Raw genomic sequence first — 17680 nt, forward strand, 5'->3', positions numbered from 1 at the left:
ACCCAACTGAGTCGCAGTAGTGCGCGTTTTGAACGTTCAAAACGCGCACTATTGCTACCTACATGGGTTAGCGCTGGAGCAGCCGCACGTGATCCGGGTTCAGGTCCGATACCTTGCTGACGCCCAGGAGGGCCATGGTGCGGGTCATGTCCTTCTCGAGGATCTGGATAGTGCGGTCCACGCCTTCGCGTCCGCCGGCCATGAGGCCGTAGAGGTAAGCCCGGCCGATCAAGGCAAAGTCCGCCCCCAAAGCCAGGGCTGCCACGATGTCGGCGCCGCTCATGATGCCTGTGTCCAGCATGACGGCAGCCTTGCTGTTGTCAGCCTTCAGCGCCGAAGTGACCTCGGGAAGCAGGCGGAACGGGATGGGTGCACGGTCCAGTTGGCGGCCGCCATGGTTGGACAGGACTATGCCGTCAGCGCCGTGGTCCACCACTTTACGGGCGTCCTCAACGGTCTGGATGCCCTTGACCACGAGCTTGCCCTTCCAGGTTTCGCGCAGCCAGTCCAGGTCCTCATAGGTCAGGGTGGGATCGAACATTGAGTTGATGAGGTCCGCCACGGTTCCGGTGTAGCGCGAGAGCGAGGCGAACGTCAGCGGCTCGTGGGTCAGGAAGTTGAACCACCAGGCGGGTCGGTAGGACGCATCCAGGACCGTCTTGAGCGTCAGGGCCGGCGGGATGGTCATGCCGTTGCGGACATCCCTCAAACGAGCCCCCGCTACGGCGGTATCCACGGTCACCATGAGGGTATCGTTGCCTGCTTTGGCGGCCCGCTCGATCAATTCGAGGGAACGGTCACGGTCTGTCCACAAGTACAGCTGGAACCAGTTGCGGCCGTTCGGAGCAGCCGTTGCGACGTCTTCGATCGATGCTGTGCCCATCGTGGAAAGCGTGTAGGGGATGCCGGCAGCTTCTGCGGCCTGCGAGCCAGCGTATTCACCTTCGGACTGCATCATGCGGGTGAATCCGGTGGGCGCGATGCCGAAGGGGAGGCGCGATTCCTTCCCCAAAATGTCGGTGCGGAGGTCAATCCTGGAAACATCGCGAAGGATCCCGGGGCGGAATTCGATGTCCTGGAACGCCTGGCGTGCCCTGCGCAGCGTGATTTCTTCCTCCGCGGCGCCGTCCGTGTAGTCGAAAGGTGCTTGTGGGGTGCGACGCTTCGCGATGTCGCGCAGTTCCCAGATGGTGCTCGCCCGTTTGAGGCGGGCGGCTTTGCTGAATTCGGGCTTCTTGAACTGCATCAAAGGAGCCAGATCGGCAACTTTGGGTATGCGCCGCTTCAGTGCCGGAGGTTGCACGACGGCGGGCGTCGGCTGCGGCGGCCGGCTGACGGTTTCGTCGCTGCCAGCATTGGCGGGGGCGGCGGTGATCTTCGGATCGAGGGTGTCGGTCATGCGGTTCTCCCTTGAAATTCTGTGGTCCTACCACTGTGGTCTAACCACACTGTAAGCCATGTGGTTGGACCACATCAACTAGTATTCCCGTATGCGTACCCACGAACTAGTCCTGCAGTGGATAGAAAAGCAGCTATCCGACGGCGACCTCGCCCTCGGCGGACGCCTCCCCGGAGAGCGGGCCATGGCCGAACAGCTCCAGGTATCGAGGACGTCTGTGCGGGAGGCAGTGCGGATCCTTGAAGCAATGGGTGTTGTGCGCGCGGGAGTTGGCTCGGGCAAGGACGCGGGAACTGTAGTGATCGCCGAGCCTGGCTCTGCGCTGGGCTCTACGTTGCGCCTCCACGTGGCAACCCGCCATCTTCCCGTGGCCGACATCGTGGAGACACGGGTGTTGCTCGAATCCTGGGCGGCTGCCCGGGCCAAGGTTGGCGCCCCGGCCCTTGATGAGGCGGCGGCGCTGCTCGAGCAAATGGACGACAGCCCGGACATCGAGACGTTCCTGGCGCTTGATGCCCGGTTCCATGTGGCGCTGGCACAGGCTGCCGGCAATACAGTGGTCAGTGCCATGATGGCGTCATTGCGGGGTGCAATTGAAAATTACGCCGGGAAACTCACCGGAAACCTACCTGATTGGAAGGCCACGTCGGACAGGCTTCGAGCGGAACACCGAGCGATTCTTGCAGCCGTCAACGCGGACGACGGCGGCCGGGCGGCAGATCTTGTGGCAGCCCACATCCAGGGCTTCTACAAAGAGGCCGGAGTGGGCTCGCAGGCTTCTGGAAGATAGAGCAACGCGGGGTCACTTACGGCCCATGATGGCCTTCCGGATGGGCCGTAAATGACCCCGCGTTGCATTTCTAGGCGGGCTTCAGGGCCGGCGCCGCGGTGCTCTTCCGGATTTCCATCCGCGGCGAGAACTCGTCTTGCGCTTGCGTGGTGGGTTCCCCCGCTTGCTGGATCTGCTCGCGCATCCTGCGCCAGGCCAGGCTCCCGAGTTCATTGATGGGAACAGCGGCGGTGGTCAGCGGGGGAGTGGTGTACTTGGCGAAAGGGATGTCGTCGAACCCCGTCACTGAAATGTCCTCCGGAACCCGTAATCCGTGCTCGTGCAGGCCGCTTAGCAAACCCATGGCCACGAGGTCATTGAAGGCCAGGATGCCCGTTGCGCCACTGGCGATGATGGCCTCTGTGGATTCATGTCCGGAGTCGAAGTTGGAGCCGCCATGGAGCATTTGGAGCTCAATCTCCGGGTGCTCCTTCCGGAATTTCTCCAGGCCCACCAAGCGCTGCCGGTTGGATGCACTGTGCTCCGGGCCGGAAAGGAAGGCCAGCCGCCGGTGACCCAGGCCCACCAGGTGCTGGGCGAGTTCCTGGATGCCTTGGCCGTAGTCCACGCTAAGGCTTGGGGTGTTGGTGGCCACCGTGGTGCGGTTGATGAGTACCAGCGGATGCAGGGTAGGTGCCAGCTCTTCAAGTTCGGCATCGCCCATTCGGGGTGCGCAGAGCACCACTCCATCGCAGCGGCGACGGGCTTCTCCGGCGAGGATTGCTTCCTCGCTGGTTACCTCGGATGAATCTGCGATCAGGACGCGATACCCGTCCTGGGACGCCGCAATGCTGAGTCCGCGAAGGATGGCCTGGAAGGTGGGGTTGGCCAAGTCCGGGACAACGATGCCGATGGTGTCTGTCTTGCCCAAGGCCAGGCTTCGTCCAACGGGATTCGGCTGGTACTTGAGTTCGGAAGCTGCAGCCCTGACGCGGGCAGCGATGCCGGGATCCACGGCGGCGTTACCGTTCATGACGCGGGACACTGTGGCGTGCGAGACGCCTGCTTTCTCCGCGACATCGGCAATGCCAACCCGCCGATTGGTGTTCCTCCGTGCCATGTTGCCCCTTCCGGTTGGCTGTCCGCGTGCTGCCCCGGCGTGGGGCAATGGTTGACGGAACCGCCAGAGTCTTGATACAAAGCTTATAACGCTCTGAGAAAACGCTTTCTCATGATTCTTCCCAGATCACGCCGGGCCGTCAAGCGGTTCACTCCTGCCTTTTGAAAGGGGCATTCCCATGGTCAACGTTGACACCGCCAGGACCCATTCAACGGCGGCGGACACTTCCGGATCCGCCGCCGGAGGCACTGACCCTCATCGGACCCGCATTGCCCTCATCGGGACCGGGGGCCGCTCGGAAATGTACATTCGCGCAATCTATGGACAACACGCCGACGTAGCTGACCTCGTCGCTTTGTCCGACGTGAACCAAGGACGCGTGGAGTTTTACCAGGAACTCATCAAGGATTTGGGCGGCCCGGGGCCAGTGGCATCCTTTGAGCCAGCGAAGCTCACAGATTTTATCCAGGCCAACGGCATCGAGCGCGTCATCGTCACAACGCCCGACTACACCCACGCGGACTACATCGTCGAGGCACTCGAGGCGGGCGCCGACGTCGTGGTTGAAAAGCCCCTGACCATCGATGTTGAGGGCTGCCGCCGCATTACCAACGCCGTGGCAGAAACCGGACGGAACGTCGTAGTCACCTTCAATTACCGTTACTCGCCGCGCAACACCGCGCTTAAGGAGATCATCCAGAACGGCGTGATCGGCAAGGTCACGTCCATCGACTTCACCTGGGTGCTGGACACCGTGCACGGCGCAGACTACTTCCGCCGCTGGCATCGTGAGAAGAAGAACTCCGGTGGCCTGCTCATCCACAAGGCCTCGCACCACTTCGACCTCGTCAACTGGTGGATCAATGACGTCCCCGAGCGCGTTTTCGCCTCCGGAGGGCTCCGCTTTTATGGCGACAAGAATGCTGCCGAGCGCGGTCTGGGCGCCCGTCCCGAACGCGGCACGGTTGATGGCTTGGCGCGTGATCCGTTCCGCCTGGACATGCGGGAAGACGAACGCCTGAAGGCCCTGTACTACGACAATGAAAAGTTCGACGGCTACCTCAGGGACCAGGACGTCTTCACTGAAGGCATCACGATCGAGGACAACCTGGCCCTCGTGGTGGACTACCAGGGCGGTCCCACGCTGAGTTACTCGCTGAACGCCCACAGCCCGTGGGAGGGCTACAGGGTCAGCGTCAACGGTACGGAGGGCCGAGCCGAACTCGAAGTGGTTGAACGCGCAGCGGTCCAATTCAGCACGGATAAGAAGACTGTGGTGGATCCCAGCGCAACGCCCATCGAGGAAGAAGACGCTGTTCGACGAAACGGGGAGCGCCTGGTGGTCCAGCGCCACTGGGAGGCGGCCTACGAGGTCCCGATCGTCAACGGTGAGGGGGGCCACGGAGGCGGCGACAACCTGCTGCTCTCAGACCTCTTCAACGGCCCGGGCGTAGACCCATTGGGCCGCCCGTCGGGGTACATCGACGGCCTCCGTTCCGTCTCAGTCGGCATCGCCGGCAACCACTCCCTGGACACCGGATTCCCTGTCCGCATCAGTGAACTTGGCCTCGGCGTCGATCTCAGCCGCGGCCAGGCGTAGCGGCCCACCACTTACACAAGGACAACACCATGAGCAGGATTTTCGTCACCGGCGGTTCCGGCCGGCTAGGCCGCAGCGTCGTTGCCGGCCTTGCCCAGGCGGGCCACGAGGTGGTCTCGGTTGATCGCGACGCCATCCCGGCGGAGCAGTTGCCCACTGGCGCAGTGCAGCACACGGCGGACCTTTTGGCCCCGGGAGAAGCGGAGCGGCTCCTCCGGGAAACAAACCCCGACGCCGTCATCCACCTCGCTGCTATCGCCGTACCTTTCAGCGCTCCTGAGGAAGTCATCTTCAGTACCAATACCCGGCTCGCCTACGCGGTCATCAGTGCAGCCACTGATGCGGGTATTCCGAAGATTATTACGGCAAGCAGCCCCACCGCCCTGGGCTACGGCTCACCCGCAGGTTGGCTGCCGCCGTCGTTCCCGTTGGACGAGCAGACGCCGCCCAAGCCCTGGAATGCTTACGCGCTGTCCAAGCTGATCGCCGAGCAAACAGTGCAGATGTTTGCGGCGGCGCAGGGGGACAAGATCCGCTATGCGGCATTCCGGCCCTGCTTTGTCATCTCCCCGGAGGAGTGGCAAGGCGCGCCAACACAGCAAGGACACACTGTCCGCGAACGCCTTGCCGATCCGGCACTTTCAGCCCCGGCGCTGTTCAACTATGTCGATGCCAGGGACGTGGCCGACTTCCTGGACGTGCTGCTGGAGAAGATGGATGCAATCCCCAACGGGCAGGTCTTCTTCGTCGGAGCGAAGGATGCCTTGGCCACTGCTCCGCTCGCTGAGCTGTTCCCGCGTTTTTTGCCGGGCAGCGGCCCGCTTACCGAACACCTGTCCGGTACCAGCCCCGCGTTCTCCATCGGGAAAGCGCGTGACCTCCTTGGCTGGGAGCCCAAGCGCAGTTGGCGAACCGAACTTACGCCGCCGTACGAAGGCCCAGATTCAGCAGCATCAGACCAAGTACTACTCGACGACGAGAATCCTGCCGGCCTGGTCCCGGCGGGAGCAACCAAGGAGACACCATGAACTTCGACGGCGTACTGTTTTTCCCCGTCACACCCTTTGCCGAAGACGGTTCGGTGGACGTAGCCCTCCTGAAGGAGCACATCACTTCACGCCTTCCTTTCGGACCTGGAGGTGTGTTTCCCGCGTGCGGCACGGGTGAATTCCACGCCCTCTCCCTGGATGAGATCCGCACCGTGGTGGCTGCCGCCGTCGAAGCTGTTGCTGGTGCCGTCCCGGTAGTCGCAGGCGCCGGCGGCCCGTTGGGCCACGCCCTTGCTGCCGCCAAGGTTGCCGAGGAGGCAGGCGCCGACGCCCTGCTGGTTCTCCCGCCGTACCTCGTTACAGGGCCAACAGACGGCGTCGTTGCTTACGTCGAGGCCATCGCCGACGCCAGCAGCCTGCCCGTGATCGTTTATCACCGTGGCACGGCTAAGTTCACTGCCGCAGCCATGACCCGCCTCACCGCGAACCCGAAAGTCATCGGCTTCAAGGATGGGATCGGGGACGTCGGCCTGGCGCAGGAAATCGTATCCGCCATCAACGCTAGCGGCCGAACCGACTTCGCACTTTTCAATGGACTCCTCACGGCAGAGCTGACCCAGGGTGCTTACCGCGGCCTCGGGATCCCGCTCTACTCCTCGGCCGCCTTTGCCATGGCTCCGGAGATCGCGAAGGCCTACTACGACGCATACGTCTCTGGTGATGAGGACCGTCGGAACGCCCTGCTTGAGGGCTTCTATGCTCCCCTCGTAAGGCTTCGGGACCAGACTCCCGGCTTCGGCGTTTCTCTCATCAAGGCCGGGCTGCGATTGGCAGGGTTGCCGGTAGGCCCTGTCCGCCCGCCGCTGGTGGACCCCACGGAGGAACAGCTGCTGGAGCTGAAGTCGATCCTGGCCAAGGGCCACGAGTTGGCGCTCAGCTGATGACAGCGCGCATTACCGGCCTCACCACGCGTTTGATCACGGTTCCGTTGCTGCGTAGCTGGGGGGCTGAGGCTCCCGAGAACCACGTGATCGTCACCGAACTGAGTACTGACGACGGCGGCGTGGGCCACGGTTTCTCGTGGACACCTACTATTGGTCCCCAGGCAGTCAAAGCACTTCTGGAATACGACATCGCCCCCTTCATCCTTGGGTTGGAGCCGAATCCCGAAGCGGTGTGGGACCAACTCTGGAAGCGTCTGCACGAGGCAGGTGGGGGAGGCCTGACCACTATCGCCATGGCCGGTGTGGACCTCGCGCTGTGGGACCTTAAAGCCCGTCAGGCCGCCACCTCCGTCACTGCTCTCCTGGGTCAACGCCAGGAATCAGTGGAGGTCTATGGCTCGGGCGTGAACCTGCACTACTCCTTGGAACAGCTCGTGGAGCAGGCACAGCGCTGGGTTGCCGGTGGCCATAAGGCTGTGAAGATCAAGGTGGGAAAGCCTGAGCTACGCGAAGACGCTGAACGGGTTGCCGCGGTCCGGCAGGTCATTGGCCCGGACCGCCTGCTCCTGATTGATGCCAACCAACGCTGGGACCTGGCGCACACCTTCCGCGCCTTGGATGTTTTGGGGGAGTACGGATTGGAATGGCTTGAAGAACCAATCCGTGCTGACGATTTGTGGGCCTACCGGCGTCTGCGTAAACATTCTCCGGTGCCGATCGCGCTTGGCGAGAACGTCCACACTATCTACCGTTTTCGCGACTTCATCGAAGCAGAAGCCGTGGATATCATCCAGCCCAACATTGTCCGGGTGGGCGGCATTACGCCGTTCCGCAGGATCGTGGAGTTGGCCCGCGCGAACAGCATCAGGGTGGCTCCGCACCTTCTTCCGGAACTCTCCGGACAGTTGGCGCTCACCTTGGCCGAGGCCGTGAGCGTGGAAGAAGTGGAGGACGCTTCCTTCGAGCAGCTCGGCATCCTCGCCGAGCCCTCTCCCATCCGAATCCGCAACAGCAGGCTCATCTCGGCAAGCCGTCCCGGCCTTGGCTTCGACTTTGCCCAAAAGCCGGCCGCACGCGAGAGCTCCGCCGCTAAGAGCTCCGCCCCTGAGAGTAAAGGAAACCACATTGAGTACAGCAACTCTTGACCTGACCGCGGTGACGGGGGCTGCCGCCGCAGCCTTCAAGGTGACCGCCGCAGCGTCCGACGCCGAGCGCGCAGCCTGGCTGACGGCCGTCGCCGACGCCCTGGACGCCAACGTGACGGAACTGGTGGCCATAGCTGACTCCGAAACCAGCCTTGGTACGGTTCGGCTCACAGGTGAGGTGGCCCGGACGAGCGGCCAACTCCGGCTGTTCGCGAAGGTGATCACCGAGGGCTCGTACTTGGAGGCCGTGATCGATCACGCCGATCCTGCCGCCACGCCGCCCAAGCCTGACCTGCGCCGCATCCTGCGTCCGATTGGACCCGTGGCCGTGTTCTCGGCGTCGAACTTCCCGTTCGCGTTCTCGGTGGCCGGTGGCGACACCGCATCGGCGCTCGCTGTCGGTTGCCCGGTGATCGTCAAAGCACATTCCGGCCATCTACGCCTGTCCGAGCGGACTGCCGAGATCGCGACCGAAGCCTTGGCCAAGACCGGAGCTCCGGACGGCATCTTCGCCCTCGTGAGCGGACGCGAGGCAGGTACCGCATTGGTGCAGGATCCCGCCATCAAGGCTGTGGGCTTCACCGGTTCCATCCCCGGCGGCCGCGCACTGTTCGACCTCGCAACGTCCCGCCCGGAACCGATCCCCTTCTATGGCGAACTGGGCAGCCTGAACCCGGTGGTCATCACTAATGGTGCTTTGGCCGAGCGCGCTAAGGAACTTGCTGCTGGCTTGGCTGGTTCGTTCACCCAGGGAGCGGGGCAGTTCTGCACAAAGCCCGGACTCGTTTTCATCCCCGCAGGCACCGACTTTGCTGCCCAGGTGGCAGAGGCGAGCAAGGACAAGCCGACCGCGGCCATGCTGACTGAGCGGATCGCGGAGGCCTACCCTTACGGCCTGCGCAGCGTCGCGGAGCAGCCGGGTGTTGCTGTGGTGAGCGGCACAGTGGATCAGGACAGCCTGGCCGACGGCGCAGCTCCGGTGGTGTTCTCGACAAGCGCCGCCAACGTGCTGGAGCGTCCTGATGAGTTGCTGGAAGAGTGCTTCGGCCCCACCACGCTCCTCATTGAGTACGCCAATGAGGAAGAGCTGTCACAGGCCCTCGCCAAGGTTCCAGGCAGCCTCACCGGCACCGTGCACGCGCAGCCAGGGGAGGACGTTTCAGCGCTTGTGGAGCAGCTGAGTGAGCTTGCAGGTCGCGTGTTGTTCGACGGTTGGCCCACTGGCGTTGCAGTGAACTGGTCGCAGCAGCACGGAGGACCGTACCCCGCCACGACATCGCTGTTCACCTCAGTGGGCGCTACCGCGGTTCGCCGCTTCCAGCGTCCTGTGGCTTACCAGGACGCTCCGGAGAACATCCTGCACCCTGCCCTGCGCGAGGCGAACCCGTTGGGCATCCCGCGCCGGGTGGACGGCGTGCTAACCCTGGGCTAAGGGCGCCAAGCAGGATTGCAGTACGCGAAGGGCGGGGTCACCGTGATGGTGACCCCGCCCTTGGCGTTTTGTGGTTGGTTACGCGTTACAGCCGCAGGGTGATCGGACGACGGCGGCCGTCCACTTCCGTCGTCGGCCAGCGCTCGTCGACGGTCAGCACCTTAACTCCACCTTCTGTGAGCAGCACGGTGTCTTCGATTTTCACGCCCGGTCCGGAGGGGTTCCACGTGAACGGCTGGTCGAGGACGATCCTGTCCGTCACGTCCGCGGTGACCCGCGGATCACGGCCGGCATAACCTGCTGGACCACCCTGATGATGCAGGGTCCATTGATCGGGACCAAACCGGTGGCGCACATAGGCATCCTGGATAGCGGCGAACACCTCATTGAGCTTGGCACCCGGCACGGTGGCCCGGAAGATGTCCGCTTCAACCGCTGTGATGCGTGCTTCGGCGTCGAGCTCCTGTGGAGTGCCGGCGTCGAACGCTACCCAACGGGTCACGTTGGCCACCAAGCCATGACGGCGGGCGCAAACCACGGCCATTGCCCTGCGACCGATGGGAGCATGCGTTGCCAGCGGGTGGCGGAAACCGCTTCTGGAAGCACCGCTGCAGAGCAGGACAAGGGGCTCGGCGCCCACTGCCACAATCCGGGCTGCCAAGTCCGAGACAAGCTCAAATTCGGTTGTCCCGGGCGTTGCTGCCGTGAGGACGTCGGTCATCGCCTTGGCGGCATCTGCGGACAATTGGGCATAGCGAGCTGTTTCTGCGGGCAGGAGTTGTTGTCGCGCTGCCCGTAATTCCCCCGCGACAGCGGCTTCCATCAGAGGGTTTCCGTCGTCGGCCAGCCCGGCCGCAGATGCATGCAGTTGGCCGTGCCACGGAATACTGTGCAGGTTGACGCCCTGGGGAAGTTCCTCTGCCTCGATCCTGCCGGCTTCGTTGTTGAACGTCACAAGATGATCTCCGGCTCGATTCACCAGGAGGGCGGCGATGGGATCCCCTGCCAGGCTGATATGGACACGACTGCCGTCCAGATACCAGGTGAGTGCCGTGTTGCTCGTGAGCAGAAGCGAATCTCGACCCGAACGGTCCAGGATGTCCATTATGCGGCGGCGCTTCACCACACGGTCGGCGGCATTGCCGGGGGCCGGGGACGCAGCGCCGGATGTCCGTGCGGCGTCCGGCGTTACTGCAGATTGAGTCGGAGCGGTCATGCTGGGTCCCCCTGGGTTGCGATGAGCTGTTCAATGTCTTGAGTGGCTAGGAAGCCGTCAGCGATGAGCACCCTGACGGTGCGATGCACAGGGTTACCGGGTTCTGCGGGCACCGGCGACTCCCACGCCAAGGACAGCCCCACACCCGGATAGCCCGAGTGCCGAACGAACCAGGGGTCCGCTGCTTGGGGGGAAGCCAGGAAGACGAGCGTGGCCGGATGGCCCAAGCCCGGATCGCCCGCACTATGGCCGCCGCCCGTTCCGGCGTCGAAAGTTCCTGACCAAGCCAGCCAAGGCGCGACGCTGCCATGGACGGCATCTTCCCCGCGCGACTCAGGGGTCCAAATGGTCGCGTCACTGACCCTGGGCAGCCGCCAGAAGAAGCCACCATAACCGCCCTGCGACCGTCCGTTGGAACCGGGGCTGCCCAGCAGCACCGGGCGTCCCGTGGCGGATTCGAGCGTGAAGTGCAGCGTCAATTGCCAGACGGAATTTCCGACGGCGCCCCAGCGCCACTCGCGCTGTTCGCGGAGGACAGGGGAACCGTCAGGGCCCGCCCAGCTCAATAGCTCGTTCCGCTGTCCATCCCTATGTTCCGCGGACTCAAGGACCACGCGGCCGTGGTCCTTGCGCCAGACGTACGCACCGGCGTCGCGCGTGTAGGTCCGGCCACCCCAGAAATTGATACCGTCCACGTCCTGGATGGCGACGCCTGCCCCAAGGTGCCACACATGGTCCTCCGGAATGTGGTCACTTACGATCGTGCCGGCAAGGGTGCGGACGGGGTGGAGGTACGGGCGCGGCGAGGAGGTTGGCCGGATGCGTGAGCCGTCCTGCATAGTGGCGACGGCTCTGCCGTTGACCTTCAGCTCTGGCTTGGCTGCTCCATCGGTAACCGCAGCTTTTTCAACCCACGGCGCCCCGAGTTCCGCGAACGTTGCTTGGCCCAGGGTGGCGCGGTGGATCCACGACTCGATGTCCCGTACCACGGCATGGGCGTCGTCGCCTTCGCCCAGCCACGTCACATGGTCCGGATGGATGAGCCGGGGTGCGTCCGAGGTTCGGACCGCTTCCAACACGGACATGTAGGCGCCGGCTCTAGTCAATGGGCTGAGCAGATCCTGTTCCGTCCGTGCTGAAAGGAGGTTTTCCAACAGGTCCGTCCGACCGAAAGCCTCATTCCGGATCCCGTCCGGAGTAGTGATCTCCAGGCTGTCTTCGGTGTAGGAAAGCGTGATCTGCCCGAGCGTGCCGTAGATGGTCACCGATGGCGCTGATTGCACAGGCGCGCACAACGTCAGCCCGCAGGTCAGCACGGTGCCTGTCGCCGTCCGGACCCTGATCACGGAAGTGTCATCGCTTTCGGTGTCATTCGCCCGGTAAAGGTCGGCTTCGACCAATTCGACGTCGGCAACGCTCCTGGCACCTGCGAGCCGCAGCCCGGTAGCCACTGCGTGTGCCAAGGCGTTCGTCGCGACGCCGTCCACCACATCCGTACCGTTCAGGCTTCGCTTACCGGCCCAGCGGGAGCGCTTGAAGTACCCCTTTGTCCGGAGCCACTGGCCCGTCGCGCTGATGCCGCGGACCTCGCCGATCTCACCCGATGCCACAAGCTTTTCTATGGCGGGAAGGGCATGCGAACCAAGGCTCTGGAAACCGACTTGAACAATCCGACCGGCGCTCGCCGACGCTGCGAGGACGCTTTCGTACTGCGCCATGGAAGCCACGGGAGGCTTCTCGAGATAAACGTTGGCGCCTGCCCTCAAAGCGGTGAGGGCGAGCGGGGCGTGGGTTTGGATAGGAGTGGAAATGATCACGACGTCGGGGGCGCTTCCCGCAGCCAGCAGCTCCTCCAAGGAACTGTAGACGCCCACATCAGGAGGCAACTGGCCTTGGGCCGGTGGCCGTGGATCGGCAACAGCCACTAGTTCAAGCATTCCGGCGGAACTGAGCCGATGGAGGTTTTCAAGGTGTCGTTCGCCGAATCCGTGAACGCCCACGAGTGCTACTCGTGGCAGTTGGTTGTGAATGCCCACGATTGTGTGGGGGGCCGTTGAAGGCAAAGTCATAGTGCTGTCCTAGCGGGATCAGTTGCGGGGAGACGACGGGCTTCATTGGCCTGGAGGTTGGAGGAGAGGAAAGCTGCCGCCTCGTCCTGCATGCCGGTGGAAAAAACATGCGGCTCGGGCCAAAAGCTGCCTGTGTACCGCCCAGCCGGCATCCGCTCCGAAAGGTGGGCATCGGCGTCGCGCATTCCTGCTTCCGGAAACAGCTGGTCGGCTAGTGCGTACTGGACCAGGACAGCGCCGGCAGTTGAACGCATTACCAGATCGGGCCAATCTCCCAGCCTTGACAGGCCATGGGAGTGGAGCAACCAGGAATGGGCATCGAGGTAGGCAGGGAGGAGGGACGCGAAGGTGGTCATCATGCACGTGACCACATAGCTGCGGATCAGTGGACTGAGGGCGGCGAGCACCATGGCCCGGCCGCCTCCACCTGAAAATCCGGTGCATCCAAGGCGTTCCGGATCGACTCCGGGGAGGGACGCCAGGATGCCTAGCGCCGTGAGGTCGTCATGCGCCACCGTCCCGGCGATGCTGGTGCCAAGGAGCGTTGCGGCTTTCGCCACGGTTTCTTCATGATTGGACGCTGCTGCGTTGTAAAGATCCGCCGGGGAAGGCTCGACGCCGGCCTCCCGCCACAGTGCCTGCTGGCCGTTGACGGCCTGGGCCGTCCGCCGAGGCTGGGTTTCCAGGCCAAAGCCGCGACTGCCCCACATGAAGGCGTCGTGTGCCAGGACGGCGAAACCCTGCTGGGCAAGCCATGTAGCCCAGTGCCGCCCGCCGTAGAGCTTTTCCCGCAATTGGACCGGTACAGGACCGAAGCCAGTTGCAGTGGTGGCCCCGGCGTCGTTGTCTTCTTCTCGTGGAAGTAAGACCAGCCGCTCCGCGCCATGGGATTTGATCCCACCATGGCAGTGAAGTGCCAGTACCCCGGGCAGGGGGCCAGTGGAGCGGGCTGGCCGCACGAACCAGGCCGAGGTCCTTGGTCCGAAACCAAGCTGCCAGGACAAGCGGGAGGTGATGACGCCGTCGTCCTCTGTTTGGGTTTCCACCCTGTATTCAGTAACCGGCGCAGTGGCAGGGACCCCGAGCGTGTCCACCAGCTGCTGGGCACTCGGAGAGGTTGCCGCGAAGTGATGCCGGGCGGCGTAAGCGGGCCAATCCTCGTAGCGGCCAAGAGCGCTGGGGCGGATGGGCATTCCTGCCATGTCAGCAGTGGTCATGGCAGTCGCCGTGCTTGGGGAACAATGGTGTCCTGCCTTTTCGGTGCGGATGATGTGCGAAAGCGCACGCCGGGCTTCTTCGGCGTGTAAATCGGGTATTGGCGACTTCCTCAGAAAACGCTTTCTCAAAAATTAGCAAAAGGCTGTACATGGGTCAAGAAAGCGTTTACTTTGGTACGGAGCCGCTGATCACCAGGATCCACATCCCGGCGAGTCAAGGGGTACCGCCGAGTGAACGGCGGCGTCCCGGAAGGCAAGCATCAACCACACTCGTACTCCGTGGATGGCCACGATGACCAAAGGAGACCACATGGCCGCTTATGAACATACGGGGACGCCGAAAGGCGTTCGCGGTCAGGCAGGAGGGAAGCGATGAGCGCCATCGGCGAACTCTCCACAATGACCCGCCGCAAGGGGCCCATGACCAAGGAGGAGAAGAAAGCGAACGGTCGCGACAACAAGGCCGCCTATGTTTTCCTGCTTCCGTGGCTGATCGGCCTCGTGGTCATCACCGTGGGTCCGATGCTGATGTCGTTGTACCTGTCCTTTACGGACTACAACCTTCTGCAACCACCGCAGTGGGTGGGAATCGACAACTTCGTCCGCATGTTCGGCGATGCCCGACTCCATAATTCCTTGCGCGTTACCTTCACATATGTGCTGGTAGGGGTGCCGCTCCAGCTGGCTGTGGCCCTGGTGATCGCGCTGGTCCTGGACAAAGGGCTTCGTGGCCTTCCGTTCTACCGTTCCATCTTCTATTTGCCGTCGCTGCTGGGCGGATCTGTGGCTGTCGCGATTCTTTGGAAGCAGATCTTCGGCACCACCGGCCTGGTGAACCAGGTCCTCGCCATGATCGGCATCCAGGGGCCTGGATGGATCTCGGATCCAAACACGGCGCTCGGCTCCATCATCCTGCTGCACGTCTGGACATTCGGCAGCCCGATGATCATCTTCCTGGCGGGCCTGCGCCAGATCCCGAACATGTACTACGAGGCCGCCGAAGTTGACGGCGCCACCACTTTGCAGAAGTTCTGGCGGATCACGCTGCCGATGCTGAGCCCCATCATCTTCTTCAACCTGGTGCTGCAAATCATTGGTTCGTTCCAGTCGTTCACGCAGGCGTTTATCGTCTCCGGCGGAAACGGCGGACCGTCCGACTCCACCATGTTCTTCACGCTGTATCTGTACCAGAAGGGCTTCGGTCAGTTCGATATGGGCTACGCCTCGGCGATGGCCTGGTTCCTGCTGGTCATTATCGGCGCCTTCACTGCCATCAACTTCATCGCTTCAAAGTATTGGGTGTTCTACGATGACTAAAATCCAGACCCTGCCGCCCGCAGCTGAGGGCCAAAGCAGCAAGACCAGCAAAAGCCCGCGCCGCCGCGAATCGCCAGGAAACCTGGCCTTCAGCCGCAACGCCCGCATCAAAGGACTCATCAAGCACGCCATCCTGATCCTGGTTGGCGGGATCATGATCTATCCGCTGCTATGGATGGTTGTTTCCTCGCTGCGGCCCAATGACCTCATTTTCCGCGAACCCGGCCTTTGGCTGAACAACCTGGAAATGAGCAATTACACCGATGGCTGGTCTGCGCTGACGCACCCCTTCGGGCATTACATGATCAACTCTGCGATCGTCGTACTCGGCTCGATCGTCGGAAACCTGATCTCGTGCTCCATGGCCGCCTATGCCTTCGCCCGGCTGCAGTTCAGCGGCAAAAAGCTGTTCTTCGGAATCATGCTGCTGACCATCATGCTGCCCTTCCATGTTGTGATCGTGCCGCAGTACATCCTGTTTTCGCAGATCGGTTGGGTGAACACGTTCTGGCCGCTGATCGTGCCGAAGCTCCTGGCAACGGACGCGTTCTTTGTGTTCCTCATGGTGCAGTTCATCCGTGGCATTCCGAAGGAATTGGATGAGGCTGCCCGCATTGACGGCGCCGGGCATCCGAGGATTTTCCTCCGGGTCATTCTGCCTTTGATGGTTCCGGCCCTCGCCACCACCACGATCTTCACATTCATCTGGACGTGGAACGACTTCTTCGGTGCACTCATCTACCTGACTGATCCGGACATGTTTACTGTCCCCGTAGCGCTTCGCGCTTTCGTTGACTCGCAGTCTGCCACCAGCTGGGGATCACTCTTCGCGATGTCCATCGTGTCCCTGTTCCCCGTCTTCCTTGTCTTCCTGTTCGGCCAGCGGTTCCTCATCAAGGGCATCGCAACTACCGGCATCAAATAGGACAGTTGGGAGTCCCAGGGCTTTCGCCCGACAAGTTATACAAGCTGAGATCTTGTAATACAAGATTGTGGCTTGTAGCATAAAATTCACGCAAGAAAACGCTTTCTCATTCGCATCAAGATCAAAGAGGATCGGAGACAACAGTGCCGGTATTTCCAAAGGGTGAAGGAATCGCCCCTGCAGGTGCTTCCAAAGCCCGCGCAACGGCCGCGCGGTCCAAGCGGCGGCTTCGCGCCTCGGCCATTATCGCTGCCACAGCTGCAGCCGTTCTGGCGCTGAGCGCTTGTGGCGGCGGAGCAGAACAAAAGAGTGCCGACGGCAAGGTGGAGCTCCGCTTCTCCTGGTGGGGTGGCGACAAGCGTGCGCAATTGACGCAGCAAGCCATCGCGGCTTTTGAGGCCGAGAACCCCAACATCAAGATCAAGGCCGAGTATGGCGACTGGAGCGGCTACTGGGACAAACTGGCCACTCAAGTTGCTGCCAACGATGCTCCGGATATCATCCAGATGGACGAAAAGTACATCACCGAGTACTCCACTCGTGGGGCGCTCCTGGACTTGTCCAAGTATAAGATCGACACCTCCAAGATGGACGAAGCCGCGTTGAATGCCGGCAAGGGTTCCAAGGGGCTCACTGGCATTGCAGCTGGCATCAACGCTGCCACCATCCTGGCCAACCCGGCGGTCTTCAAGGCTGCGGGCGTCGCACTTCCGGACGACAAGACCTGGACGTGGGAAGACTTCGAACGCATCGCGGCTGAGGTCACCAGCAAGTCGCCGAAGGGAACCTATGGCGCTGCTGCATACGGCACCGACGAGGCGTCCCTGGGTGTGTGGCTGCGCCAGAACGGCAAGTCCCTTTACACCCAGGATGGCAAGCTTGGCTTCGAACCCTCGGACATCGCGGGCTACTGGGACTTCCTGAAGGAACTCAGCGAGAAGAAGGCCGTTCCGTCGGCATCGGAGATTGTTGAGGCCGAAGCTGCGCCACTGGATCAGAGTGGCCTGGCAACCGGCAAGAACGGCATGGCGTTCTGGTGGTCCAACCAGTTGCCGGCGCTCGAGAAAGCTGCGGGCGGCGAACTGCAGATCCTCCGCTTCCCGTCCAAGACTGGCAAGGCTGCTGATACGCAGCTTTGGTACAAGGCTTCCCAGTTCTGGTCTGCATCCTCCAGGACCAAGCACCCTGAAGAGACGGCTAAGTTCATCGACTTCCTGACGAACAACGTCAAGGCCGGAGAAATTCTGCTGGCTGACCGGGGCGTTTACCCCAACTCGGACGTCCGCGAAGCAATCGCTCCCAAGCTTGCGGCCCCGGACACCAAGGTGGTCAACTTCATCAGCGAGATCCAGCCCGAACTCGGCGAAGCCCCGGCCGCACCGCCGAAGGGCGCAGGTGCCATCCAGGAAATCATCAAGCGCTACTCCTCGGAAGTCCTGTTCAACAGGCTCTCCACAGAGGAAGCCGGTAAGAAGGCCGTGGACGAGATGAAGTCCGCGATCGGAGCCTAGCTTTCCGGAAGCAACTCACCAAGAGAA

At 62.6% G+C, this 17680-nt stretch carries 14 protein-coding genes; 9 read left to right on the plus strand and 5 right to left on the minus strand.

The features are described from left to right. Nucleotides 1–67: 67 nt before the first annotated feature. A complete protein-coding gene (locus ACFX4T_RS17075; RefSeq protein WP_377652829.1) occupies nucleotides 68–1399 on the minus strand; it encodes an alpha-hydroxy-acid oxidizing protein in 1332 nt (443 codons plus the stop codon). Nucleotides 1400–1490: 91 nt separating this feature from the next. On the opposite strand from ACFX4T_RS17075, the gene ACFX4T_RS17080 reads away from it, so the two are divergent. Then, nucleotides 1491–2189, plus strand: a complete 699-nt coding sequence (locus ACFX4T_RS17080) for a FadR/GntR family transcriptional regulator (RefSeq protein WP_223946831.1) — start codon at nucleotides 1491–1493, stop codon at nucleotides 2187–2189. A 70-nt stretch (nucleotides 2190–2259) separates the two neighbouring features. Here the strand turns inward: ACFX4T_RS17080 and ACFX4T_RS17085 are convergent, their stop codons facing one another. Further along, nucleotides 2260–3288, minus strand: coding sequence for a LacI family DNA-binding transcriptional regulator (locus ACFX4T_RS17085; RefSeq protein ID WP_377652831.1), 1029 nt, complete (start codon nucleotides 3286–3288; stop codon nucleotides 2260–2262). 178 nt (nucleotides 3289–3466) lie between these two features. Between ACFX4T_RS17085 and ACFX4T_RS17090 the strand changes: the two genes are divergently transcribed. The 5 genes from ACFX4T_RS17090 to ACFX4T_RS17110 are packed head-to-tail and all read left to right on the plus strand — an operon-like array spanning nucleotide 3467 to nucleotide 9398. Further along, the gene (locus ACFX4T_RS17090; RefSeq protein ID WP_377652833.1) at nucleotides 3467–4888 is read left to right on the plus strand and encodes a Gfo/Idh/MocA family protein; all 1422 of its coding nucleotides are present in this window, start codon (nucleotides 3467–3469) and stop codon (nucleotides 4886–4888) included. A gap of 29 nt (nucleotides 4889–4917) precedes the next feature. Next, nucleotides 4918–5916: an NAD-dependent epimerase/dehydratase family protein gene (locus tag ACFX4T_RS17095; RefSeq protein WP_377652835.1), complete on the plus strand. Its 999-nt coding sequence runs from the start codon at nucleotides 4918–4920 to the stop codon at nucleotides 5914–5916. After that, entirely contained in the window at nucleotides 5913–6818 is a 906-nt protein-coding gene (locus tag ACFX4T_RS17100; protein WP_377652836.1) for a 5-dehydro-4-deoxyglucarate dehydratase, read from the plus strand. Before ACFX4T_RS17095 ends, ACFX4T_RS17100 begins: the two co-directional genes overlap by 4 nt. After that, nucleotides 6818–7966, plus strand: coding sequence for a mandelate racemase/muconate lactonizing enzyme family protein (locus tag ACFX4T_RS17105; protein ID WP_377652838.1), 1149 nt, complete (start codon nucleotides 6818–6820; stop codon nucleotides 7964–7966). The genes ACFX4T_RS17100 and ACFX4T_RS17105 overlap by 1 nt, the downstream gene beginning before the upstream one ends. Further along, complete coding sequence (locus ACFX4T_RS17110) at nucleotides 7947–9398, plus strand: aldehyde dehydrogenase (NADP(+)) (protein ID WP_377652840.1); 1452 nt, start codon at nucleotides 7947–7949, stop codon at nucleotides 9396–9398. The genes ACFX4T_RS17105 and ACFX4T_RS17110 overlap by 20 nt, the downstream gene beginning before the upstream one ends. A gap of 85 nt (nucleotides 9399–9483) precedes the next feature. Here the strand turns inward: ACFX4T_RS17110 and ACFX4T_RS17115 are convergent, their stop codons facing one another. From ACFX4T_RS17115 to ACFX4T_RS17125, 3 genes are read right to left on the minus strand one after another with little or no spacing between them, the layout of a single operon-like run. Further along, a complete protein-coding gene (locus tag ACFX4T_RS17115; protein ID WP_377652842.1) occupies nucleotides 9484–10614 on the minus strand; it encodes a M24 family metallopeptidase in 1131 nt (376 codons plus the stop codon). Further along, on the minus strand, nucleotides 10611–12683 hold the full coding sequence (locus ACFX4T_RS17120; protein WP_377652844.1) for a DUF6807 family protein: 2073 nt from the start codon (nucleotides 12681–12683) through the stop codon (nucleotides 10611–10613). The genes ACFX4T_RS17115 and ACFX4T_RS17120 overlap by 4 nt, the downstream gene beginning before the upstream one ends. Then, nucleotides 12680–13900 (minus strand): acetylxylan esterase, encoded by a 1221-nt coding sequence (locus ACFX4T_RS17125; protein ID WP_377652846.1) that lies wholly within the window; start codon nucleotides 13898–13900, stop codon nucleotides 12680–12682. The genes ACFX4T_RS17120 and ACFX4T_RS17125 overlap by 4 nt, the downstream gene beginning before the upstream one ends. 372 nt (nucleotides 13901–14272) lie before the next feature. On the opposite strand from ACFX4T_RS17125, the gene ACFX4T_RS17130 reads away from it, so the two are divergent. The 3 genes from ACFX4T_RS17130 (at nucleotide 14273) to ACFX4T_RS17140 (ending at nucleotide 17653) form a co-directional block, all read left to right on the plus strand. Beyond that, on the plus strand, nucleotides 14273–15217 hold the full coding sequence (locus ACFX4T_RS17130) for a carbohydrate ABC transporter permease (protein WP_216926818.1): 945 nt from the start codon (nucleotides 14273–14275) through the stop codon (nucleotides 15215–15217). Then, a complete protein-coding gene (locus tag ACFX4T_RS17135) occupies nucleotides 15210–16142 on the plus strand; it encodes a carbohydrate ABC transporter permease (RefSeq protein WP_216926819.1) in 933 nt (310 codons plus the stop codon). The genes ACFX4T_RS17130 and ACFX4T_RS17135 overlap by 8 nt, the downstream gene beginning before the upstream one ends. A 143-nt stretch (nucleotides 16143–16285) precedes the next feature. Next, nucleotides 16286–17653, plus strand: a complete 1368-nt coding sequence (locus ACFX4T_RS17140; RefSeq protein WP_216926820.1) for an ABC transporter substrate-binding protein — start codon at nucleotides 16286–16288, stop codon at nucleotides 17651–17653. The last annotated feature ends 27 nt before the right edge of the window (nucleotides 17654–17680 follow it).

Origin of the sequence: Paenarthrobacter sp. YIM B13468, assembly GCF_042788025.1 — a bacterium.
GTDB lineage: Bacteria > Actinomycetota > Actinomycetes > Actinomycetales > Micrococcaceae > Arthrobacter > Arthrobacter aromaticivorans.

Bases quoted from the DNA above. Each gene is read 5' to 3' on its own strand.
- ACFX4T_RS17075 (WP_377652829.1), bottom strand. From the start codon at position 1,399: ATGACCGACACCCTCGATCCGAAGATCACCGCCGCCCCCGCCAATGCT.
- ACFX4T_RS17080 (WP_223946831.1), top strand. From the start codon at position 1,491: ATGCGTACCCACGAACTAGTCCTGCAGTGGATAGAAAAGCAGCTATCC.
- ACFX4T_RS17085 (WP_377652831.1), bottom strand. From the start codon at position 3,288: ATGGCACGGAGGAACACCAATCGGCGGGTTGGCATTGCCGATGTCGCG.
- ACFX4T_RS17090 (WP_377652833.1), top strand. From the start codon at position 3,467: ATGGTCAACGTTGACACCGCCAGGACCCATTCAACGGCGGCGGACACT.
- ACFX4T_RS17095 (WP_377652835.1), top strand. From the start codon at position 4,918: ATGAGCAGGATTTTCGTCACCGGCGGTTCCGGCCGGCTAGGCCGCAGC.
- ACFX4T_RS17100 (WP_377652836.1), top strand. From the start codon at position 5,913: ATGAACTTCGACGGCGTACTGTTTTTCCCCGTCACACCCTTTGCCGAA.
- ACFX4T_RS17105 (WP_377652838.1), top strand. From the start codon at position 6,818: ATGACAGCGCGCATTACCGGCCTCACCACGCGTTTGATCACGGTTCCG.
- ACFX4T_RS17115 (WP_377652842.1), bottom strand. From the start codon at position 10,614: ATGACCGCTCCGACTCAATCTGCAGTAACGCCGGACGCCGCACGGACA.
- ACFX4T_RS17120 (WP_377652844.1), bottom strand. From the start codon at position 12,683: ATGACTTTGCCTTCAACGGCCCCCCACACAATCGTGGGCATTCACAAC.
- ACFX4T_RS17125 (WP_377652846.1), bottom strand. From the start codon at position 13,900: ATGACCACTGCTGACATGGCAGGAATGCCCATCCGCCCCAGCGCTCTT.
- ACFX4T_RS17130 (WP_216926818.1), top strand. From the start codon at position 14,273: ATGAGCGCCATCGGCGAACTCTCCACAATGACCCGCCGCAAGGGGCCC.
- ACFX4T_RS17135 (WP_216926819.1), top strand. From the start codon at position 15,210: ATGACTAAAATCCAGACCCTGCCGCCCGCAGCTGAGGGCCAAAGCAGC.